At 57.3% G+C, this 24,688-nt stretch carries 11 protein-coding genes and 1 pseudogene; all 12 read left to right on the top strand.

What is annotated here, in order from left to right:
• Window positions 1-4: 4 nt before the first annotated feature.
• Complete coding sequence (locus H8711_RS08175; protein WP_283245896.1) at window positions 5-1,129, top strand: sugar ABC transporter substrate-binding protein; 1,125 nt, start codon at window positions 5-7, stop codon at window positions 1,127-1,129.
• Between the two features lie 136 nt (window positions 1,130-1,265).
• On the top strand, window positions 1,266-2,792 hold the full coding sequence (locus H8711_RS08170) for a sugar ABC transporter ATP-binding protein (protein ID WP_249282983.1): 1,527 nt from the start codon (window positions 1,266-1,268) through the stop codon (window positions 2,790-2,792).
• Window positions 2,793-2,822: 30 nt separating this feature from the next.
• Window positions 2,823-3,821 carry an ABC transporter permease gene (locus H8711_RS08165; RefSeq protein ID WP_249282982.1) on the top strand — a complete coding sequence of 333 codons (999 nt, stop codon included), beginning with the start codon at window positions 2,823-2,825 and terminating at the stop codon, window positions 3,819-3,821.
• Entirely contained in the window at window positions 3,818-4,798 is a 981-nt protein-coding gene (locus tag H8711_RS08160; RefSeq protein ID WP_249282981.1) for an ABC transporter permease, read from the top strand. Before H8711_RS08165 ends, H8711_RS08160 begins: the two co-directional genes overlap by 4 nt.
• Window positions 4,791-5,975: an iron-containing alcohol dehydrogenase gene (locus H8711_RS08155; RefSeq protein ID WP_249282980.1), complete on the top strand. Its 1,185-nt coding sequence runs from the start codon at window positions 4,791-4,793 to the stop codon at window positions 5,973-5,975. Before H8711_RS08160 ends, H8711_RS08155 begins: the two co-directional genes overlap by 8 nt.
• A gap of 16 nt (window positions 5,976-5,991) precedes the next feature.
• Complete coding sequence (locus tag H8711_RS08150) at window positions 5,992-6,843, top strand: hypothetical protein (RefSeq protein WP_249282979.1); 852 nt, start codon at window positions 5,992-5,994, stop codon at window positions 6,841-6,843.
• A 392-nt stretch (window positions 6,844-7,235) separates the two neighbouring features.
• Window positions 7,236-12,224, top strand: a complete 4,989-nt coding sequence (locus H8711_RS08145; protein WP_249282978.1) for an HzsA-related protein — start codon at window positions 7,236-7,238, stop codon at window positions 12,222-12,224.
• A 32-nt stretch (window positions 12,225-12,256) separates the two neighbouring features.
• Complete coding sequence (locus H8711_RS08140) at window positions 12,257-13,123, top strand: cytochrome c biogenesis protein ResB (RefSeq protein ID WP_249282977.1); 867 nt, start codon at window positions 12,257-12,259, stop codon at window positions 13,121-13,123.
• On the top strand, window positions 13,110-13,889 hold the full coding sequence (locus H8711_RS08135) for a cytochrome c biogenesis protein (protein WP_249282976.1): 780 nt from the start codon (window positions 13,110-13,112) through the stop codon (window positions 13,887-13,889). Before H8711_RS08140 ends, H8711_RS08135 begins: the two co-directional genes overlap by 14 nt.
• Before the next feature lie 17 nt (window positions 13,890-13,906).
• Window positions 13,907-19,078 (top strand): c-type cytochrome, encoded by a 5,172-nt coding sequence (locus H8711_RS08130; RefSeq protein ID WP_249282975.1) that lies wholly within the window; start codon window positions 13,907-13,909, stop codon window positions 19,076-19,078.
• Window positions 19,079-19,570: 492 nt separating this feature from the next.
• Window positions 19,571-24,058 (top strand): family 43 glycosylhydrolase, encoded by a 4,488-nt coding sequence (locus H8711_RS08125; RefSeq protein ID WP_249282974.1) that lies wholly within the window; start codon window positions 19,571-19,573, stop codon window positions 24,056-24,058.
• A 218-nt stretch (window positions 24,059-24,276) separates the two neighbouring features.
• Window positions 24,277-24,650, top strand: a pseudogene (gene tnpA, locus H8711_RS08120) (IS200/IS605 family transposase).
• Window positions 24,651-24,688: the final 38 nt, after the last annotated feature.

The following is a 24,688-nucleotide window of genomic DNA, read 5'->3' as shown; positions in this document are numbered from 1 at the left end:
GAACATGAAAAAACTACTTGCTATGTTACTCGCAACCGCAATGACGTTGGGCATGGTCGCTTGCTCGTCCAGCGCTCCGTCCAGCCAGGCGCCCGCGCCGTCGGACGCCCCGTCCACCTCGGCTCCCGCCGATTCCGACCCTGCGGATGATTCCCAGGCCCCCGCGGACACCGCGGCCCCGGGCAAAAAGGCCGCCAAAGACCTGAACGTGGCCGTCTCCCTCGGCTGGTTGGAGAACGAGTCCGGCCAGCGCCAGAAGTACACCTATGAGACCGAGTTTGCGAAATACGGCATCACCAACTATCAGATCGTCGACGCGAACTACGACCCGAAGAAACAGTCCGAGCAGATCGAAGCGTTCATCAAATCTAAACCCGACGTTCTGTTCGTCACCGCATCCGATCCCGTCGGCATTGCCGAGGCTGTCAAGCACGCTTGCGACGCGGGCATCCCCGTCTTCTGCGACGACGCCCTGATTCCGGGCGCAGCGGCGGTTTCCACCGTTATGTTCGACAACTACAAGGGCGGCATGTGGACCATGAAACAGCTGGTCACCAAGCTGGGCGGCAAAGGCAAGATCGCGATGATCGACCTGCCCTCCAACGAAGCCTGGGCGGAGCGCAGCCATGGCGCTGAGTTCGTTCTGAAGCAGTATCCCGAGATCGAAGTGGTTCAGAGATGGTCCTGGGATTCCACCGGCGCAGTTACCCCCCGTATGGCGATCGACAACATGCTGACCGCTTGCCCGAACGTGGGCGATCTGGACGCGATCTGGTGCGCATGGGACGGCGCTGTGTTTGAGGGCCTCGAGGCTTGCCAGGCTGCTGGCCGCAACGAGATTCTCTTCACTGGTTCCGACGGCGGCGAGCACTGCTTCGAGGTTATGAAGGCCAACCCGAACTTCATCGCTACCTGCGGCGAGTCCATTTACACCATGGCTTCCCTGTGCGTTGAGTACGCTGTCAAGTACATGAACGGCGAGGCGGTTCCCAGAATCGTCATGGTTCCCTCCATCGGTATCACCAACGAGATGATCGTCAACACCCCCGTTCCCGAGGGCTGGAAGAACATCGGCGATTACGATATCCCGGGCAACTACGATGTACTCGGCTGGGATCCCACTCTGTAAGCAATTTCAAAACAGCAATCAGTTGAATAAGCGTTAAACAGATAGAAAGGAGCAATATGGCCTAGGTTGTATTGCTCCTTTCTAAAAACTAAAATTGTGCAATTGACCATGGGCAAGTAGAAAGGAGGCACATTTTATGAGCGAATATCGTTTGGAGATGAAAGGCATCGTCAAGGAGTTCCTTTCTATGAGGGCACTGGACAATGCAGAATTTCGCCTGAAAGCGGGCGAGGTACACGCACTGTTGGGCATCAACGGCGCGGGGAAATCCACCCTGATTAAGGTTCTTTCGGGTGTTTACATCAAGGACGCCGGTGAGATCCTCATCGACGGCGAAAAGGTCTCGATCAACAGTCCTGCCGACGCGATCAAGGCCGGCATCTCCACCGTATATCAGGACCCTCAGGTCATCCCATCCTTTACGGGTTATGAAAACATCTATCTCGGCTCAGAAAATGATAAGAAAAACGTGCTTTCGCCGATGAGCCGCAAGGAGCTGCGGCAGAAAGCCATCGAACTCCTCAAGGAGTTCCCCCTGGACGTGGACCTCGATAAGCCGGTTTATATGCTGAGCGCCATCGAGAAGGAGATCATCGCGGTGCTGCGTGCGCTGTCCAAGCGCACCAATATTCTCATCCTCGACGAGCCCACTTCCATTCTAACGGAGAAGGAAAAGCAGATCCTCTTCGATCTGGTGCGTCTGCTCAAATCGAAAGGGGTATCGATCATATACATCACCCATCACCTGGACGAGGTCAGCGAAATCTGCGACGCCATGACCGTTTTCCGCAACGGGCAGACCGTGGCACAGCTTCCGGTGGAACAGGGCAAGGTCAATTCCGAATTGATTGCAGAGCTGATGCTCGGCAAAAAGCTGGTACAGCTCTATCCGCACAAGGCGGAAAAGCCGGGCACCGACGTGCTCTTTGAAGCGCAGGACCTCAACCTCGAGGGCAAGTTTGAACACATCAGCTTCCAGGCGAAAAAGGGCGAAATCTACGGCATCTTCGGCCTGGTCGGGTCGGGCATCGACGAGATATCCAAGGTTCTGTTCGGCGCCATGTACAAATCATCCGGCCAGTTGGTGGTGCACGGCAAGCCGCTGGAGCTCAAATCCACGGCGCACGCCATCAAGAGCGGCATCTACCTGGTGCCGGGCGACCGCAAGGCCGAAGGCCAGATCGGCGGCCTGCCCATCGCCACCAATATCACCCTCGCCAAGCTCCAGCGCGTCATCAACAAGCTGGGCCTGGTGCTCCGCAAAAAGGAGAACAGCTACGCGGAGGACATGGTGAAGCAGCTTGCAATCGCCACCCCAAGCATTAAAAAGAAGGTGGGCGAGCTCTCCGGCGGTAACCAGCAGAAGGTGGTCATCGGCAAGGGTCTGTTCACCGAGGCGGATATTTACATCTTCACCGAGCCCACTGTGGGCGTGGACGTGGGCGCCAAATCGGGCATCTACGAGATTATGCGCCAGCTCTCCAAGGACGCGGCGGTCATCATCATCTCCTCGGACTGCGAAGAGGTCCTGGGTATGGCGGACCGGGTGCAGGTCATCTACAAGGGCAAGTGCACCTTCCGTTCCGCCGCCAAGGATACCACGCTCAGCCAGATGCTGGTGCACGCGGTCACCGCGGATGCGCCCAGTGAGCAAGCGGTTTGATTGCCCCCAATCATTTGAAGGAGGGATACCATGGAACAAGCTAAGAAAAAGCGAATTTCCGATGAGGTGTTCACTATCATCATCTTTTCGGTATTGTTTCTCGCAGTTTTTTTCACGTTCGCCATGCTCAATAAAAACTTTGCGAGCGTTATCAACATTCTCAACATCCTCAAGCATGTTTCGGTCGTCGCCATCGCGGCGCTCGGCCTCACCTTTGTCATCGCAGTCGATCATGCGGACATCTCGTTCTACATGAGCAGCTGCTTTTCCGCCATGCTGATGGCTTGGCTGATCGCCAAGGGCTGGCATCCGGTCGTCTGCATTTTGGCCGGTATCGTCGCCGGCTGCTGCTGGGGCCTGGTTTCGGGTATCGCAGTGGGCAAGTTCAAGCTGCCGGATAAGATCAGCACCATTGCAATCGGCTCGATTGCGTTCGGCGCGGCCTATCTGTTCAGCGACGGCGCGTTCATCTACACCAACTTTCCCTCGTCGGGTATCACCAGCCTGAACAACGCCCGCATCGTGGGGATTCCCCTTCCGGTCATCATCATGCTGGCGCTCTACTTCCTCGCCTACATGGTGCTGGAGCGCTCCAAGTACGGCCGCCAGTTCTATGCGATTGGTGCCAACAGAAAAGCGGCGTTCTTCTCGGGCATCAATGTCAACAAGGTCATTGTGATTTCATTCGTCATCTGCGGCGGCATGGCTGCCATGGCCGCCATGATTACCACGGCGGCGCAGGGCAACGGCAACGTCAAGTCCGGCCTCACCCTGCTGATGCCCTGCTTCTCGGCGGTGTTCATCGGCAACGCGGTGTTCCGCAAGCCCAGCGTCATCGGCACCTTCCTGGGCGCGGTGTTCACCTCGATGGTCCAAAACGGCTTTACCCTGATGAGCGTTCCGTTCTACATCAGCGACCTGGTGGTTGCGCTGTTGTTGATCGTTGCGATCCTCTCCTCGAAATTTGAACTCTCCTCGGTCGGCAAGAAATCCGCCGCGGCGAAAGGAAAGGCGGTGGCCGCACAATGAATAAAAAGAAACTCTTCTTCCTCCGGCCTGAATTCGCACTGGTCTGGATTGTAATTCTGGTTTACGCTATCTTCAGCGTGATGCGGCCGGAAGCCTTCCTGAGCTGGGAAAACCTCATGGAGATTCTGCGCCAGAGCAGCAGCACCGCGGTCCTGGTGCTGGGCGTCACCTGGGTCATCTCGATCGGCGAGATCGACAACGCGTTCCCCGATATCGCGGCGTGTGCCAGTATGCTCACCGCGCTGTTCATCCGGGGCGGCATGTCCTTTGGCGTGGCGGCGCTGGCCGCAATCGCGCTGGGCGTCGCGTTCGGCGCGCTCACCAGTTTGCTGGTCATCAAGTTCAAGTTCCCCTCCCTGATTGCGACCATCGCGGTTTCGGGCATCGCCAAAGCGATCGCCTGCTGGATCGGCAAGGGCATCCCCATCCCAGTCACCACGGCCGGTACGCTGGTCTACAACATCGTCTGGTATAAGTTCCTCGGCATTCCAGTGCTGTTCCTGCTGGCGCTGGCGCTTTACGCCATCTGCTTTGTGGTGCAGGAAAAGACCAAATTCGGCCAGTATGTCTACGCGATCGGTGAAAACCCGCAGGCGGTCAGAGAGACCGGCGTCAAGAGCGGCCGCATCATGGCGATGGTGTTCATCGTGGCGGCCCTGTTTGCGGCCATCGGCGGCGTGTTGATGATGGGTATCATGCAGTCTGGCCAGCCCAAGATGGGCTCCTCCTTTTTCCTGGACGGCTTCACGGTGGTGTTCCTCGGTGCGGTGGTGTTCAAGATGGGCAAGGCCAATGTGGCCGGCACCCTGATCGGCGCGATCCTGCTGGGCATCCTGACTTATGGCCTCACCGTGGTCGGCGCCTCCTACTTCATGAGCCAGATTATCAAAGGCACATTGCTCATTCTGGGCGTATCCGTTGTTACAATATCCAAAAACAAACAAAGAGGAAAGGTGGGCGTTTTGACTTATGAATAATTTTGAGTACTACAACCCCGTCAAGGTGTACTTCGGTTCCGATTCGATCGAAAAAGTCGGCGCAATCGCGGCGGAGTACGGTAAAAAAGCGGTGATTGTCTCCTACACGGACATTTCCTTTTACGGCAACCTGTTTGACCGCATCCACGACTCCCTCAAAGCGGCGGGCGTGGAGTACCTCGATTACCTCGAGGTCATGGCGAACCCCACCATCGCCCAGGCGAAAAAGGGCGTGGATGTGTGCAAGGAGTTCGGCGCCGACCTGCTGATCGGCGTGGGCGGCGGCAGCGCGATGGACTGCACCAAGGTCATCGCGGCCGGCGTGTGCTACCCCGAGGATGACATCCGCAAGATGATTGCGTTCAGCCACGCGGACGGCAGCCAGGTCCCCCCCAAGGAGGCCCTGCCGATGATTATGATTCCCACCCTGCCCGCCACCGGCAGCGAGATGAACTGCACCGCAGTCATCACCGATGAGGAGACGGTCAGCAAATCCTATGTGTGGGCGCCCGACTGCATGTATGCGAAGGCGGCGCTGGTCGACCCGGCCCTTTCCAAGACGCTCCCGCCCTACCAGACCGCATGCGCCGCGCTCGATACCATCGCGCACACCGTCGAGGGCTATTTCAACGGCGACCCGGATGTCAACCTGGAGCTCCAGGACCGTATGCAGGAAGGTCTGGTGCGCGCGGTACTGGATACCCTGCCCAAGGTGCTTGAGAATCCCGACGATGTCCAGGCGCGCGGCGTGATGCAGTGGGCTTCGGCGATCGCCCTCAACGGTTGGGTGCTCTCGGGCACCTACACCTGGGCCCCGATGCACCAGTTCGGCCATGTGCTGAGCGCGCGCTACAAGGCCACCCACGGTGCCACCCTGGCGGTGATGATGATCGCGTTTATGAAATACTTTGCGACCCATCCGGGCAATGCCCATTATGAGCAGTTTGCCCAGCGCATGTTCGGCAAACCGCTGGCTGAGGCCGCGCTGGAATATGAGGCGATGGTCGAGAAGGTGGGCGTGCAGACCCGCATCAGCCAGTTCGGCGCCAAGGAAGAGGACATCGATATGCTGGCGGACGACGTGGAGCGCGTCAGCTTCAACGCCGACGGCGTGCTGGGCAGCGTGCCCCCGATGACCAAGGAAGACGTCAAGGCCATCTACCGCCTGGCCCTGTGAGGGGACGGTGGGCGCCATGACAATTGAAAAGACCACCTTCGACGGGTTTGACGCCGTCGAGATACTCACCTCCGAAGCGCGCCTGGTGCTGGTCACCGGGTGCGGCCCCCGGATTGCCTTCTTCGGGCGGCCCGGCGGGGAGAACATCCTCTACTGGGATCGCGACGCGGTGCAGAATGGGGAATGGAAGCTGCACGGCGGCCATCGGGTGTGGATCACCCGCCCCTATGCGGACGAAGCGGTGGACGCCTACATGGGCGACAACGAGCCCTGCGAGGCGGAAATCTCCGGCAACACGGTGCGCGTCACCTCCCCGAAACATCCCTTTTTCCAAATTTCCCGCGGCATCCAGGTGGAGGTGCTGAGCGAAAACGAGTTTTCAGTGACCAACTTCATCACCAACGAGGGCCCGATGATCTATTCGGGCGGCGTTTGGTCCCCAACCTGTATCAACCCCGAGGGCAAGGTGATTTCGGTCGAACTGGGACAGGACGACGCCACCTGGGACGCGGTGACCATCGTCATCCCCACCAAGTTCGCCGGCAACCAGTGCCTCATCAACGACCCGCAGGTGAGCTTCACCGAGGAGCGCATGATTGTGGTGCCTCAGGGCAGGGTCAGCAAACGTTGTGTCTGCGCGCCGAAAGGCGTGGTTTCCATGCGCTGGGAGGCGCAAAATCTGTGCTTTACCAAACAACAAATCGGGTACCGGCCGGGCGGACGCTATCCGCTGGGCGGATGCAACGTGGCGGTGTTTGTGGGGGCCGATAACTGGATGGCTGAAATGGAAACCTTTGGGGAAGAACAGCCGGTTGCGCCGGCGGCAACAATAGCCAACCAAGAGGTTTGGAGCTTAACAGGCTGCTAATCTTTTTCATTCACCCCTCCTTAATTATAGTATCGGCCCGCTGCACTTGCCGCAGCGGGCCGTACTATTTTTGTCGTGTCCTAACAATGGTACATAAGCGGGTGGAAAACAAAGAGGGCTCAATTTAAAACATCCCATAAATTAGATATGTTTTGATACAAACTTCAGCTAAAAAATAGAGAAAAAGGTCGATTTTTCATATTATTATCACGTTTTAACCAAATTTTCTTCACGGCAAAAGAATGTAATTGCTATTTAAACATAATTACGTTATAATTAATTTGATATTTAGTATATCAAGTTAAGATGAAAAATATGGAGGAAAAAGGAGGAGGAGAAAGAGGCAAAAAACCGGCGTCCCCATACCAAAAAGAATAGGAGGATAGGAAAACATGAAGAAAACGTTTTTGAAAAAGATGTCGATCGTTTTGGCCGCTGTCATGACACTCAGTTCGTTTGTGTACGCAGCGGACGGCGAGGCATCCTTGCAAAAACAGGCGGAAAGTGCTTCGGAACCCTGTGCGGAAATCGTCTGGGATTTTGAAAATGGCGAATTAGCCCCTTTCGAGCTCATTGAAGGCGAATTCCCCAACAACGGCATTTCCAGCATTCCCTACGAGCACAATTCTCCGACGGTGCCCTATACCAAGCAGGGAGATTACTTCTTCACCACGCTGGAAACGGGCGAGTTCTACACAGAAGACGATCCGGCTTATGCACGGTTTCCCGATGGCGCGGGCGCGCTGATGACCAAGCCCTCGGACGCCTTTGAAGGCGTTGTGCGCTCCCCGATCTTCCGCTTGGATGAGGCCAACATGAAGGTCAATTTCCTGGTGGGAGGCGGCAACAACGAAATGGTCTACGTCGCGCTGTGCGACATCTACGGCCGCGAGGTCATGAAGGTGCGCGGCAACGCGAATGAGACGATGGTGCGCGTCGAGTGGGATCTTACCAATAAGAAGCTCACCGACAACCTCGCATTCATCAAGGTTGTGGATAAGAGCTCAGGCGGTTGGGCCCACATCACCTTCGACGATTTCCACGCGTACGGCTGTGTTCTGCCGGACGAGGAAATTCGTCCCGAGCCTGCTCCCGAGATCAAGTGGAGCTTTGAGGACGGCGACATCTATCCGTTCACCATCACAGAGGGTGAATTCGGCGAGAAGGTCGTCGCGAATTGGGACTACGACCGCAACACCATCGCGAGTGGTGTAAACACCCCGAACGGAAAAGACGGTACATACTACCTCTGCACCGTGGAGACGGACGGTACGCTGGGTTATAACGAAGAGTTTACCGGCGTCATCCAGTCCCCGGTGTTCAAGATCATGAGCCCGGAGGTCCTGCTCAAGCTGGCGGGCGGCCCCAAGAACTACGTCGCGGTGTGCGATGCGGAAACCGACGAGGAGCTGGCGACTGTCAGCGTGTCGGAGGGCGGCCATGTGTTCAACGAAGTCAGCATGAACCTGGGCGAAAACTACGTCGAAAACCGCCTGGTTTATATCAAGATCGTGGACAACACCACCAGCGGGTGGGGCTTCATCTCGGTCGACGACATCCGTGTGAAGGGCGAGATTTACTACGAGCCCGTCGAGTACCACTGGAACTTTGAGGACGGCACCACCGGTCCGTTCTCCCTGGTGAAGGGTGAGCTCGGCAAGATCATCGGCTCCCTCGACACCGAGATCAACGCCCCGCAGGCCCCCATCCAGAAGGAGGGCACATATTACCTCACCACGGTGGAGGTATCTGACGCCGCCTTTAGCGATGTCCAGCAGGGTGAACTCCGCTCGGTGAACTTCGCGCTGCTCGACCCGATCATCACTATGAAGATCTGCGGCGGCACCGACATCAGCAAGCTGTATTTTGCGGTTTGCGACGCGGCTACCGGCAAGGAGCTCGCGAAGATCGGCAGCCAGGAAAACCGCTATGTCTTCAAGGATGTCACCTTCGATGTCACCGGTAAGGTGCCGATGGGCACCGAGGTGTTCTTCAAGATCGTGGACGCCACCAGCAGCGGCTGGGGCTTCCTCGCGGTGGACGACATCAAATTTACCGGCCACGTCATTGAGGCCCCCATTGTGGATATCACCTACGACTTTGAAAGCGGCAAAGTGGAGCCCTGGCGGACCATGCCAAACAGCACGTTCGGCAGACCGATCGGCTACCGCGACACCGATTTTAACGGCAATGTCGACATCCAGAAACAGGGCAAATACTACCTGACGACAGAGGAAAATGAGAACGGTTCGTACAACGACGGCCAGACAGGCGTCTTCCGTTCCCCGGTGTTCACCATCGACGTGGAGAACAACCCCAAGGTGAACTTCCTCATCGGCGGCGGCACCGCGGAGCAGGTCAAAGATGGGGCCTATGTGGCCCTCAAGCGCACCGACGGCACCATCGTCGCCAAATGGAACTGCAGCAAGAACCAGTACATCTTTGAGCGGCAGGAGCACGACCTGACCGGCCTCATCAACAAGTATGACAAGCTCTACCTGGAAGTGTACGACAACACGGCGGTCGGCTGGGGCCATGTGATCTTCGACGACTTCCACGCGGTCGGCACCTTCCCGCGCGAGCTGCCCATCGGCTCGGAGGAAGAGCTCAGCGCGATCACCGGTTGGGATTCGACCAAGTTCGCCACCCTCAAGCTGATGGTGCGCGACCTGCTCGACACTTATCCCGACGAATACACCGACGGTGAAGAGATCCTGAGCGCGATTGAGGAGAAGGAAGCCCTGCACGACAGCCTGTGGATGGACGGCAACGTCAAGCCGAACGATCCCGCGGTTGTGGGCTTCAAGGAGGAGATGGACGCCCTTGAGAAAGAGACCATCATGTCCAACCCCCTGCTCAAACAGGCGCCCATCGTGTTTGTCACCCGTCAGCAGTATCAGCAGGATCACCACAACACCCACAACATGCTGCCCAGCACCGACGGCGAGATCAACAGCAGTAGTTATCTCCCGGGCGGCACCATCAAGGTGATCGACTTTGCCAAGGGCGGCGAGGTCTCCACCCTGAAGAGCACTGACACCGGCGTGTTCCGCGATCCCGACGTCTCCTACGACGGCGACAAGATTTTGATCTCCTACCGCCGCCAGTGGGCGAACGACAGCTACAACATCTACGAGTACACCCTCAATGAGGAAAAGAACGCCATCGTGGATGAAAAGCAGCTCACCCAGATGTACACCGCGGATCATATGGACCCGATGTATATGCCCAGCGGCAACATCGTGTTCGCCGGTACCCGCGACCCGAAATATGTCATGTGCAACCGCCACATCTCGGCCAACCTGTACCGGATGGAAGGCGACGGCGCGAACATTGTGAAGATCACCAACAGCACACTGTTTGAGCGTCCGACCGACGTTCTGCCCGACGGCCGCATCCTGTACGACCGCTGGGAGTACAACGACCGCGACTTCGGCAGTGCGCAGGGCCTGTGGACGGTGGCCGAGGATGGCACCCAGCAGGTCACCTACTACGGCAACAACACCCCCGTCGGCGCCATGATTGACGCCAAGGCGATCCCCGGCACACAGAACGTGATCTGCACCTGGACCTCCACCCACGATGTGGCATGGGGCGGCCTGCAGATCATCGACCGCAGCAACGGCGTGGACGGCCGTGCGCCGGTTCTGCGCACCTGGCCCGCCGATAAGATCAACGTGGTACGCGACTCCAACCAGGGCGGCAGAGACATCGATCACCCGAGCAGCTTCTCCATCAAGTATGAGGACCCGCAGCCGCTGAGCGACAAATATTTCATCGCCAGCCGCCAGATTCCGGGCAAGGGCCGTAAGACCGGCCTCTACCTGCTGGATGTCTACGGCAACGAGACCCTGCTCTACGAGGATCCCACCAGCCAGGGCGCGTTCGACGCGAATCTGCTGATGCCCCGTGAGAAGGAGAACACCCCGTCCGACCGCAGAAACTACCTCGACGATGTTGGTACCTTCTTTGTACAGAATGTGTACGAGGGCACCCACATGCAGGGTGTTGAGCCCGGCACCGTGAAGACCCTCCGCATCGTCGAATCGATGCCCAAGCGCCACATCAGCCAAGGCGAGCAGTGGGGCGGCGAGGGCCAGCAGAACCCGGGCGTCAACTGGCACAGCTTCGAGGTCAAGCGCACCATCGGCGAGGTGCCCGTCTATGAGGACGGTTCCGCCTACTTCGAGGTGCCGCAGGACAAATTCGTCTACTTCCAGCTGCTCGATGAGGATGGACGGATGATCCAGTCGATGCGTTCGGGCACCCTGACCCAGTCGGGCGAAAAGACCGGCTGCATCGGTTGCCACGAAGATCGCAGAATGGCTCCGGACGTCAACACCGACCGCAAGACCCCGATGGCGTTGGAAGCGAACTTTGAAGTGGTTCCGAACCCCGATTACATCAGCGATGAAGAGACCCCCGGCGTCCCCAAGACGATCGGCGTCAACGTCCCCGACAAGCCGCAGAAACGCACGCTTGATTTCGAGACCGGCACCGACAGCCTCGCGGATTACGACGACGAGGTCCTCTATCCCGATTACTACGATCTGCCCAGCATGAACTATCTCACCGAGGTGCAGCCTGTGTTCACCAAGAACTGCATCAGCTGCCACGGCTACGAGAACCCCGCGGCCGACCTCACCCTGGTTCCCGATAAGGGCGTCTACTTCAACGCCTCCTATGTGGACCTGTGGCGCAACCGCGGCAAATCGGCTTACTTCAACGGCGCGCTCGTCGGCGCGATCGGCGGCGGCGGCCAGGAGTTCACCACCGCGAAGCAGTGGGGCTCCTACAACAGCGTGCTGATCAAGAAGCTGTTTGAGGATCCCGACCACGCGGCCCGCCTGACCGAAGCTGAGAAGCGCAGAGTGGCTGAGTGGGTCGACCTCAACGGCACCTATTACGGCGACTACGCCTCCAACTACAGCAACTACCCCGGCGGCCGTTCTGCAATGAACTGGAACGAAATCAACTCGATCCCGGGCGGCCTGCAGTGGAGCTTTAGTTGGGGCGAGAGAAGAGCGGCTCCGATTTACTTCGATAACCCCGAAAAGAGCCCGATCCTCAAGCGCTGGGCGGTTGGCTCCAACGAGTACAACACCACCCTCAATCTGATCAAGTCCGGCCAGGCCCGCTTGATCGCAAACCCGGATGTCGACTGGGCTGGACTTACCTCGATGCCCGGCAACCCGGATATCGCCATTACACCTTATACGCCTTGCCCGATGGATGCTTGGAGAATTCAGAAAGTGAAGCTCCGCGATGCCATTGAAAAAGCGAACCGCCAGGCGATTGTCAACGGCGAGAAGCGCTATGACTGGGATAACGAGGCGGACGGCCTGAAGGATTGGCCCGACGGATGGCCCGGATGGCCCTAACCCAGAAGATTGATTGAAGGAGGAATCGCCGTATGAAACTGATGAAGCCCTCCGTGGCTCTGATGGCGGTGCTGACGGCTGTCTTGATCGTGTGTTCCCTCGTCATGGGGGTCAACCACGAGTTCAAGTACTACGAAAATCCCGCTTTCCTGCTCCTCGTGGCTGTGTTTACGGCGGTGCAGATTCTCTGCATCATCAAATACAAGCCCCAGTGGAAGAAGATCGGGTTTTACATCTGCCACATCGGCCTGGTGGTGCTCATCATCGGTTCCTTCGTGAGCTTCTTCACCGTTCGGGAGGTCAATTTCAACATCCCGATCGATGCGAGAGCGGCTTACAGCGTGGTGCAGAAGGAGGACGGCTCGGAGGTCGACTTCGGATTCAACATCTCGATCTTGGATTTCCAGGTCGAGCAGTACGACCCGGATTATCGGCTCTACCAGCCCGATCCTTCCGCCCCGGACGGCTATTCTGTCCTTAAAGAAACCGTGATTCTCAACCGCAAGGGCTTCTACGACCTCGGAAACGGCCGTGGAACCGTGGCCAAAGAGGAGCTGATGGATCAGACCGGGTTCCTCGACAGCTACGAAACGCCCGACGGGCTGCTCTTGGAAAAACTTCCGCCCGCAGACCGCCAGTATGAAGCGCACATGCGCATCCTCGACGGGGACCAATACGAGGTGCTGCTGCGGGTGAACGAGCCCTGCATCTACAGGGGCTGGAAGTTCTACCTGATGGATTATGACCACGACGGGGGCAGCTATGTCTCGCTGTATGTCAAGAATGATCCGGGCAACCTGCCCATGCGGATTGGAATCTGGATGCTGATCCTCGGAACAGCGATCATGTGCTTCAAAGTTTTCGACCGGAAGGGGGACGCGACGGATGGAGTTCATTGAGCTTTTGGCGCTGATCCTTTGTCTGACCGCCGTGACTTGCTATTTGGCGGCGGGCGCCCTCCTGCTCCGCAAGAAGACCAAACCGGCCGCGATGCTCGCGGCGATCGGCTGGCTGGCAAACCTCGGTATCTTCATCAAGAACTGGTATATCAACGGATACCCTCCCTTTGCCAGCATGTATCAGGTGCTCTCCGATCTTTCCCTTGTGTTCCTTGTGATCTACCTGTTGATCGCAGTTTTTGAAAAAGATCAGCGCTGGGTGGCCCCATACTTTTGTTTCGGCTCGGCCATCCCGTTGATCGGGACCCTGTTTATGGATAAGGAGATGCGCTGGGCGTTGGTTCCGGCACTGCGCTCCGGCTGGTTTGTCCCGCATGTTTTCAGTTATATGCTCTCCTACGCGTTGGCCGCGGTCGCTTTCATCCTCACAGTGGCCTATTTGGTAAATCAGAATCACCCTGTGCGGATGAAGAAAGCGATCTACACCATTCACAGATTGTCCTTTCCCTTCATGACCATCGGCCTGCTGTTCGGCGCTTTGTGGGCCGACCAGGTGTGGGGGAACTACTGGCAATGGGATATCAAGGAGATATGGTCCCTTGTCACCGGTATGCTCTATCTGTGTTATTTCCATGCTTTGCGCAGCAGCAAGCTGCAAAAGTATGCGTTTGTCTTTTCGATTTTGGGCTTCGCAGCGCTGATTGTCACCTTCCTGTGTGTCAATCTGCTGCCCAAAATACCCGGTTCGCTGCACACCTACGCTTAAGAAAAGGAGTTGATTCAATGAAGACCAAGCTCAGACGGGTAATGGCTCTTGTCCTGACGGTCTCGATGCTGATCGGCACAGCGACGACGGCATGGGCCGCCCCTACCGATGATCTGCCGGAAACCGGAGCAATCGTCGCCGAACAGGATGTGAATCCAGAGGCGTCTCCGGCCGATCTCGTACCGGATGAGACGACCCCTCCGGCGGAAGAGGCGCCGGAGCAGAATGAGGAAGAGAAAGAACCAAGCGAGCAGCCCGAAGAGAAGCCGGAGCTTGATCCGGAAGAGTCCGAAACCTCCGCGGCAATCCTTGCAAAAGTATTCGCACCCAAAGCCGCGGATCAGGAGGGCCACCGTGTCCTCATCAGCGGAAGCCATCACGACCGCATTGCAATTGTAGATTACGATGGCTCCACAATTTGGGAGATGACCGGCCTCGATACCCTGTGGAGCGAGGCGAACGACGCAGACCTGCTGCCCAACGGCAACATCGTCTATGCGGCGCGCAACGACTTCGCACCTGCGGGCTCCTATGTCCGCATGATCCGTCCGGCGTACCCCGAGACCACCGGCTACGACCTGCTGTGGGAGTATGAGGTGCCCAAGGGCGCTGAGAACCACACCTCGCAGGCGCTGCCCGACGGCGGCGTGCTGGTTGGCGAAGTGTATTCGAGCTATGTACGCATCGTAGAACTCGACCCGAACGGCAATGTCCGCAAGGAGCTGCTCGTTAATAGCGAGACCGTTCCCGAGTTTGGGAATAATGGCGGCACCCACGGCCAGATCCGCCAGGCCCATAAAACGGACGATGGACATTATCTGCTGGTTCACTTCAGCAACAACTACACGGTTGAGCTGGATTCCGACGGCTCGTTCCTCAAGAGCTATCCGTTCGGCACCGGCTTCATGGCCGACAAGGACAAGGACGGCAACGTCGTGATCGCGGGCGGCAACACCCCCAACATCAAAAAGTTCAGCCCCGATGGCGAAGAAATCTGGACCATCGCGGCGAACTCCATCCCCGGCGTGACCCTCGGCTTCCCGGCGGCCATCAATCTGCTGGATAACGGCAACATTGTTCTGGCCAACTGGGGCGGCCACGGCGGCGCGTCCGGCGTCTCCGCGGTCATCGAGATCAATCCCGAGACCAAGGAGCTCGTCTGGTACATGGATACCGCCGACGGCGGCAATATCTCCAACGTTCAGGTCATCGACGACATGAACGTGGACTTCAAACCCGACCCGGATGAAGAGGACATCCCCGATCCCTCCAGCGAATACCGTTCGCCTCTGGATGCGGTTGCCTCGATCAACACCGGCAAGGTTTACATCGCGGATTACACCAATAAATCCATCCAGGTTATCCGCAATGTCTCCGATAAGCTGATTGCGGCGATCGAGCTGGATTACCGGCCGACCTCCATGCTGCTCAACCAGAGCGGCAGCAAGCTGTTCGTCGCTGCGGGCGGCCTGAACGGCAAAGTGATCGAAATCGATACCGAGACCAACACCGTGACCGATATGGTTTCGGTGGGCCACACCCCCAGTGCGCTGGCGCTCAGCGAGGATGAGAATGTCCTCTATGTGGCCAACCGCTTCAGCGGTACCCTCCAGAGCATCGACCTGGTGGACGGCGGCCTCACCGGCGCGACCGTTTCCAGCCCGGAAGCGGTCACCCGCGAACCCATGGCGATGGAACTGGTAAACGGTAAGCTGTATGTGGCAGGCCATCTGCCCACCGGCACCATGAAGGATGAGGTCGTCTCCTCTGAGGTTGTCGTGGTCGATCCCGACGCCCTGACAGTGGACGAGACGCTCAAGCTCACCAACGGCTCTACCAACATGAAGGACATGGCTGTTTCGCCGGATGGCAAGTACATCTATGTCACCCATGCGCTGGGCCGCTACATGGTCGCCACAACGCACGCGGACAGAGGCTGGGTCTATACCAACGCCGTCTCTGAGATTGAAACCGCGACCAACACCGTGACCGCGACCATGCTGCTCGACGACATCGACCTCGGTGCGGGCAACCCCTGGGGCATCGAAGCGACCATGGATAAGTTGATCGTGTCGATCTCGGGTACGCGCGAGCTGATGATCATCGACCGCACCAAGATGCGCAAGAAGATCGACGGCGTACGGGCTGGCACCACCAAGGTGCAGGGCCTGCTGGAAGGCGCAGAGGATATCCCGAACGACCTGACCTTCCTCACCTCCATGAAGACCCGCATCAACCTCGGCGAAGATGGCCCGAGAGGCCTCGCGGTGCTGGGCGGCAAGGTATACACTGCCAACTACTTCGGCGGCAGCGTATCGGTCGTCAATATCAACACCAAGGTCAAAAAGCTCATCAAATTTGAGACCGATGCTGTGGAAGACGATGTCCGCGCGGGAGAGCGCCTCTGGAACGATTCTACCATCGGCTTCCAGCAGTGGCAGAGCTGCGCGTCCTGCCATCCCGACGCCCGCAGCGACGCCCTCAACTGGGATAACCTGAACGACGGCATCGGTACCCCGAAGCAGGCGAGAACCATGTTGGATACCTTCAAGCGTGGCCGCGTTATGGCCACTGGTATCCGCCCGAGCGCTTATGCGGCGGTTCGTGCCGGCCTCAAGTACATCATGTTCAACAACACCTTCCCGGAGGAGAAGTTCCTCCAGATGGATGAGTATGTGAGATCCCTTGAGCCCGAGCCGAGCCCCTATCTGGTGAACGGCAAGCTCAGCGAGTCCGCGCAGCGCGGCAAAGAGCTGTTCGAGGGCAAGGCCGGTTGCGCCAGCTGCCACGCTGGCGAGATCAAGGGCCAGGACCTCCAGATCTACAACTACACCCAGAGCGGCAATGAGTCCCGCGGTCTGCTGGTTCCGCCGCTCAGAGAGGTTTGGAGAACCGCTCCCTACCTGTGCGACGGCAGCGCAGCAACCATTATGGATGTCCTGACCACCTGCAACCCGGTCGATGACAACGGCAAGCACAAACACGGCAAGGTGGACGACCTGACTGAGCAGGAGCTCGAGGATGTCGTTGAGTATGTGCTGTCCCTGGGCGTCGAAGAGGTTGTGGAAGAGTCGGCTACCATGGAAAAACTGGAAACTCTCTACAACAAGTATGTCGATCTGACCAACGAAGACGGCAAGTACACCGAAACGAGCTTTGCTGAGCTGGAAACGGCCCTGGCGGACGCCCTGGCTGTCATTGAGCTGGGCGAAGAGGCGGAGCAGACCGCGATCCAGAGCGCGTATGACAAGCTGAAAGCGGCGGTTGACAGCTTGATCGAAGTCAGCGACGACACCTACACAGTTACCTTCACGCTGGATCCCGAGGATGCGGTTGTGACGGTTGTGAACGCGGACGGCGAGCCTGTCGAAGCTGAGGCGGACGGCAGCTACAAGCTGAAGAACGGCGAATATACCTACACGGTGAGCAAAGAGGGCTACCTCGATGCGACCGACAGCTTCACCGTCAACGGAGGCGCTGTGAACATTCCAGTCGCGCTGGCAGAAGAGCCGGACGTGGCGGATAAGTCCGCGCTGATCGCGCTGATCGAGGCAATCGATGGCAAGTACGAGGAAGAGCGCTTCACAGCGGAAAGCTGGGCGGCGCTGATTGAGGCGCTGGATGCGGCGCAGGCTGTGGTGGACAACAAGTCCGCGAGCCAGAAGGAAGTATTCGACGCCTATCTCGCACTGGTGAAGGCACGCGACGGCCTTGTCTACGCGGTGGATACCAGCATGCTGGAGCTGGCGATTGAGCTGGCGCAACAGACAATCGACGAGTTCGGCTCCGAGCTGACCGGCAATTCTGTCGATGCAATCCAGAAGGCGATTGACGCTGCGAATGAGCTGCTCAGCAGCGACGCGATGACCCAGGATCAGGTCAACGCGATGTACAACGAGGTCATGACTGCCATCATCTCGGTGGTGGATCGTGCGAACCGCGACTACCTGAGCGCGCTGATCGTGTTTGCAGAGAACAAGGAGGGCGACTACACGCCGAGCACCCTGGAAGCTCTGGAAACGGCGCTGGCGAGTGCCAAGACGGTGGAAGCCGACACCAACGCGACCGACGAGGATATCAGGAAGGCCTATGACGAGTTGTCCGCAGCGGTGACCGCGCTGAAACTGAAGGCGAACAAAGCGACGCTGATTCCTGCTGTGGATGCGGCGAGAGAGATGCTCGACAGCGGCAAATACGATCCGGAGACCTTGAAAGAGCTGAGCGCTCTGATTGACCCGGCGGAGCTGCTGGTTGAGGATGAAGAGGCCGATCAGGACGAAGTAAACAAGATGGCCAAAGACCTGACCATTGCGATGTCGAAGGTGCGCCTGGCGGCGAAGGTCGCGGAAGTCAAAGCGGAAGTGGAGCAGCTCGACCTGAGCGGCTACACCGCGGCGAGCGTGAAAGCGCTGACCAACGCGATTGCGAAGGCGGAAGCGGCACTGGAGTCCGACGATTACTCCGACGAGGACGAAGAGGTTCTGACCAGCAGCCTGACGAATGCGCTGAGCGGCCTGGTTGAGATCCCGGTCAAACCGGATCCGGAACCCGATCCGAAACCGAGCAAACCTTCGAGCTCGAAGGGCGGCAGCGCAAGCGCAGTGAGCGACAGCGACTACTGGGCGGAAGTGATCGAGAAGATCAATGCGACCGAAAAGGGCGGCAAAGTAAGCGTGAAGCTGGACGAGGACGCGAATGTGCCTGCGACAGCGATCGACGCCTTGAAGAACAAGGGCGTGATCGGAGTCTTCGAGATCGGCGGAGTGGACCATGCGGTGAACGGCGCAGGCGAGCTGAAGGGCTACAGCGCGGCGGCTGTGTATTACACCTCCGACGAGATCAAGGCGATGGCTGGCGGCGCACCTGCAGCGGTTGCACCCACCGCGCCTGCGGCGGGCAGCGAAGCCTCCAACCCGGAGACGGGCGGCGAGATTCCCGCAACGATTGCACCGGCTGTACCAGCGACTGTACCGAGCGTTCCCGCCCACGAGGACAACGTGACGCTCGCACCGGCTGCGCCCACCGCGCCTGTTCAGAATGCTGAGCAGCAGGCGGAGGCCCCGGCTGAGGCGACCGCACCCGTTGAACCCGAGAGCAACAACAGTTGGATCTTCCTGGCGATTGCGGTGATCGTACTCGCCTCCGGAGCCATCTGGCTGGTGGCAAAAAAACGGCACAGCGCCAAATAATGGCGGTGTATCATCCGAAAAAGCCATAAAAAAGCACCCCAATGCCGGGCCGCCGCAGGGCGGCCCGCAAAGGGGTGCTTTTGATTATTACAATTCTAGTCAGAGATGCGGCGCCAAGGGTGCAGGTTCACCCAATGCTGGAGAAAACATAAGGATCGTTTCCAAAAGATGGATCGACATTTTATGGAATATGTTATTCTGTTTTTACAGTATTATGTGCTCGTGCACAAATAGTTTTAGTCAAAATTTTCTGCACCTTTAAATTGGGATAATGCAGAGATATTAGGGACATGTAATTTTTTACATAGACTTATGACAAAAACTGTGCTCGTGCACGAGTGGTTTATAGTGGAAATCCGTCGAAGGTGAAAGGGGGAGATGCCATATCGACCCTGAGATGAGCGATCTCGGGGGAAACCCATCGTGTGTTTGAAAAGCCAAACTTTCAAACAAGATGGAAAATTTTTGATGAAAAGAAAGGAGAAACATGGAATGTCCAAGAAATTCAAACAGATGTTGAGCTTGTTTCTGGCGCTGGCAATTGTTCTTTCAACAGTTTTGGTCACTGCTTCCGCAGAGGATCTGAACAGCCTCGTCTTTAACGTCACCTTCAATGAAGAGGCGGCGGAAGAGACGATCGTCCTTCAGGATAGCGTGACCGGCGCTGTGATTGAAGCGGGAGCCGATGGCGGCTACATGGTGGCGCCCGGCACCTATACCTACATTGTAAGAGCGCCCCTGTACGTCACGGTGATGGACACCGTCGAGGTCGCGGGTAACACCACGGTTGATGTTGCGATGAGCCACGTCCCCGCGGCGGAGCTCACAATCAGCAGAACGCTCGGCGATGACCACTACAACAGCACTAACAACAACGCGAGCGGCCGCGACATGGAGATCGAAGGCTCTGGCTACATCGGCTGGATTCGTCCCTTGTCCTGGATCAAGATCAAAGATGTCAACCTGTTGGGCGGCGTGGAGTCCTACACCGTCAACTACGCGATAGGCAATAACAGTACGAATCTGACATTGGGATTTGACCTGCGCGTCGCTCCCTCCGGCTCCAGCTTTGAGGATGCGGTGTCCATCGGTGCACTGACATTGACTCAAGGTACGGGTGGCTGGGGCGCCCCCGGTAAAGATGTTGAGTGCACTGACATTCAGCCGCACAACGCGGGCGTACAGGATCTTTACATCGTGTTTACTTCGGGTGAGTACAACTTCGGTCGCATCACCCTGACGATGAAACCCCTGCCCGAGGGTCTGCAGAACTACGATACCACCTTCAGCGTGAGACCTTACGACGCGAACGTCACTGTGACCACGCTGGACGGCAAAGCCTGCGAGCCCACCGAAGAGGGCGGCAAGGTCTACAATCTGGAAGAAGGCTTCTACAGATACACCGTCAGCAAAGAGGGCTACAAGTCTGAGACGGTTGTGTTCCCGGTAAACGCTGCTAAGCGCGTGATGGCTGTTCTGCTGCCTGAGGGCGAGGACAACTATACCCGCTATGAGGCTGAGGACGCTGTTCTCTCGGGCGCGAACATCATCGAGAACGCGGCCAGCTCCGGCGGCAAGAAGGTCGGCGGTTTTGCCGATACCACCTCCTTCGGCGCGATCAAAGCCGACTTCTCGAACATCTCGCATGTCGAGTACACCGTCGAGAGAGAGACCACCGGTATCGTCGAGATGATCGTCGGTTACGATAGCTCTGTCACTGCTGCCAAGCAGGATAGAATCGCTGTGAAATCCAACGACGGCACCAACAAAGAGGTCTATTTGAACGAAGATGGCACCTCTTCTGTGTTCGTTGACATGAGAGCTGGCGTGAACACCATCTATGTGTCCAACGTCGTGACTCCCAGAATCAGCAACGACGGCAACGCTTGGATTGACATCGACTACATCGATGTGAACGATGTCACCGTGCCCGGCTCGATCGAGCCCAGCGAGGGCGACGAGGCGTATATTCAGCCGAATAACCCCATCATCAAGAGCATCTTCACCGCAGACCCCGAGGCCCACGTGTGGCCGACCAACCCCGATAAGCTCTATCTGTATCCCTCCCACGACAACTATCCTTCCGCGGGTTGCGACAGAATGGACGCTTACCATGTCTACTCCACTGAGAACATGGTCGACTGGGTCGACGAGGGCGAAATTCTGAGAGCGAGCGACCTGGATTGGGGCCCCTACGATGAAAGACCCTTCATGTGGGCGCCCGACGCCGCGTACAATCCTGATGACCAGTACTATTACTTCTACTGGCCGGCACCCGACTGGAGCACCGGTGACTGGGGCGACAGCTGGCAGACCGGCGTCCGCAGAAGCCGTTACCCCGATCGTGACTTCGAGGAGATCCCCGCGGAAGATACCTACACCGAAGATTTCAAAGGCTACATTGAAGGCGCTGGCGGCAACGGCATGATCGACGTCTGTGTGCGCATCTTCGATGGCCAGCCGTACATCTACATCGGCGGCAGCCAGCGGTTCTTCCAGGGCAAACTGAAAGACGACATGGTGACGCTGGAAGCTCCGTTGGAGCAGATCGACACCACGGATATCCTGCCCGCTTACCATGAAGGTCCCTCCGTGTTCGAGCGGAACGGCATCTATTATCTGATCTATCCGGGCGGCGGCGATAGCAGCACCGGCTTCTCCGGCGATAAGTTCAACTATGCAATGAGCGACGATCCTCTAGGTCCGTGGGAGTACAAAGGCGCGTTCTTTGATCCCACCGGCTGCGACACCTCCCACGGCTCTGTTGTGGAGTTCAAGGGTAAATGGTATTGGTTCTACCACACCATGGATCTTTCCAATAACGGTACCCTGCGTTCCGTCTGTGTGGACGAGATTCACTTCAATGAGGACGGCACCATTCAGAGAATGGCGAAGACCTTTGACAGCGTTGAGCAGAATGGTCCGGACTATGTGCGTCCGGAAGGCACTGTCTACAGCATGGATGATGCTGTGGTCAGCGGCGGCGCTGTGAAGAGCGCTGACAGCAGCGCTCCTTACGACGGCAAGATCGTCACTGATCTGTATAAGACCGGCGCGACCGTCACGCTTGAAAACGTCTACGGCGGCGAAGAGGGCAGCAGAGCGATGATCGTCTTCAACTATGCTACCCCGGATGACCTGCCCCGTATGTTCCTGACTGCTAACGACATGAACTACAAGGCCATCAACTTCCCGAAGACCGGCGGCAGATCGTTCTTCTCTGAGTCTGTCTTCACCACCAAGAAACTCAACCCCGGTTATGACAACACCATCACGCTGGAAGCGAAGAACGGCGCTGGTAAGCTCACCCTGGGCTCCATTGAGATCATCCTGCTCGACGAGCTTGAGGACGAGCCGGATGTGCCGTCGGTCGACAAGAAGTTCCTGAAGGATCTGGTCGACACCTGCGACAGCTATGTTGGGGACAAATTCACCGCTGAGAGCTGGGCTGCTTTCACCGAGGCGCTGGATGCTGCCAAGGCGGTTCTGGAGAACAAAGACGCGACCCTAGAAGAAGCTTACGACGCCTACATCGACCTGGTGAAAGCGCGCGACGAGCTCACTTATGCACCCGACAAGAGCCTGCTCAAGCTGGCGGTCGAGCTGGCGAAAGCAGCTGTGAATGCCGGCGGTGTGACGGATGCCTCGATTGAAGCGCTGAATGATGCGATTGAAGCTGCGCAGCTGGTGCTGGATAGCGAGGAAGCGACTCAGGAAGAGATTAACGACGCCTATAACGATGTGATGTCCTGCATCATCGCGTTGGAAGATGTCGACAAGAGCCTCCTGGAGCGCTTTGTGAAGGAAGCTGAAGAGCTGGAGGCGGAGAAATATACCAGCGAGAGCTGGAAGGTTCTGGCGGACGCTCTGGATGCGGCCAAGAAAGTGCTCGCCAATGACGCTGCAAGCGAAACCGATGTAAAGACTGCGTTTGATACCTTGGTTGACGCGATGACCAATCTGGAGCTCATTTCTGTCAACAAAGCTGGCCTGGAAGCTGCGATTGAGACCGCTAAGGATATCCTCGCAGATGCAGACAAATACGATCCTGCAACCCTGGCTGGATTGGAAGCAGCGGTCGAAGCAGCGGAGAGCGTCCTGAAGGACAAAGCGGCGACCCAGAGCTCGGTGAATGCGGCGACGTCAGCGGTTGTGATCGCCACCGCGAAGGTCCGCCTGAGCAAGGACGTTGCTACACTGGAAAGCCTGCTGGATAACAGCAAACTGTCTGAGGACCTCAAAGCGGAGACCGAAGAGGTGATCGCTGAAGTGAAAGCCCTCCTGGCGGATGCTGATGTGACCGAGATCGAACTGGCTGAGGCTGAGAAGCTGCTCGGTATGCAGAAGGCTGTGGTTGAGGATGCGCTCAAGCCTGCTAAGAACAACTCCTCCAAGGGTTCTGTCAGCAAAGTGGACGACAACGACTACTGGGATGGCGTGCTCGACAAGATCGCGGGCGCTTCCGAAGGCGCTACCGTGAACGCTGTGCTGGAGAGCGGCGCAATGATGCCCGCGACTGTGCTGGATGCAGCGAAAGCGAAGGGCGTCAACCTGAACCTGACGATCAATGACAAGGATTATCCCATTTCTGCTGCGAACATGAAGGTCAACGCTGCGGCTGTTTACTACAACGCCGACGAGTTGATCGCCATGGCTGGCGCTGAGGCTGCTCCTGCTCCCGCGCCTGTGGCACCGGCTGCTCCCGCTGAGGAAGCTGCGAACGCTAACCCCGAGACCGGTGGCGAGATCGCTATGGCGCCGGAAGCGGTTGTTCCGGCTGCTCCTGTAGAGCCGAAAGCACCGGTTACAGTCGAACCGATCGTCCCGATCGTGCCCGAAGAGAGCGTTCAGGAGACCGCACCGGTTGCGGAGACCGCGAACGACACCTCGGTTTGGGTGATTCTGGCGGTTGTTGTTGCGATGATCGCTGCTGCTGGCGTAGCCTGTGTGGTCGTAATTCGCAAAAAACGCGAGAACTAATTTCTGATCGAAGGTTTTCATAGAGTAGAGAACTAGATCAAGACAGCCCGCGCATTCTGTTGGAATGCGCGGGCTTGTTGTTATGTAATAAACCACCGGCAATGCCGGTGGAGGAAGGAAAGCAATAGCGACAATTAAAAAAAGAAGACCTCCTTTGATATAATAAATGCGGATTTCGCCAACCGCACAAGAAATCAAAGGAGGTCAGTCCCAAATGGATGAGCAAAGCCTATCACATAGTTATTGTACCAAAGTACCGGAGAAAGGTAGTATATGGAAAATTGAGAAAAGATATAGGAGGAATTTTGAGAAAACTATGTGAGTACAAGCATGTGGAGATCATAGAAGCACATGCAATGCCGGATCATATCCATATGTTGCTCAGTATTCCGCCAAAGCTGAGTGTATCACAAATCATGGGATATCCCAAAAGAAAAAGCAGCTTAATGTTTTTCGACAGACATATGGGAGGAATAAAATGCAGATACAGGAATACATCAAACAACAATTAGAGGCGGATCAGGTAGCGGGTCAGATGAGTTCAAAAGAGTTCATTGACCCATTTACGGGCAGCAGGAATACCAAGGCATAGAGAATAACGACCCTTTAGGGGTCTGTCATGAGTCAGCA

Source organism: Ligaoa zhengdingensis (genome assembly GCF_014384885.1).
GTDB classification, from domain to species: Bacteria; Bacillota; Clostridia; order Oscillospirales; family Ruminococcaceae; genus Ligaoa; species Ligaoa zhengdingensis.
This window is presented reverse-complemented; position numbering and strand designations above follow the sequence as displayed.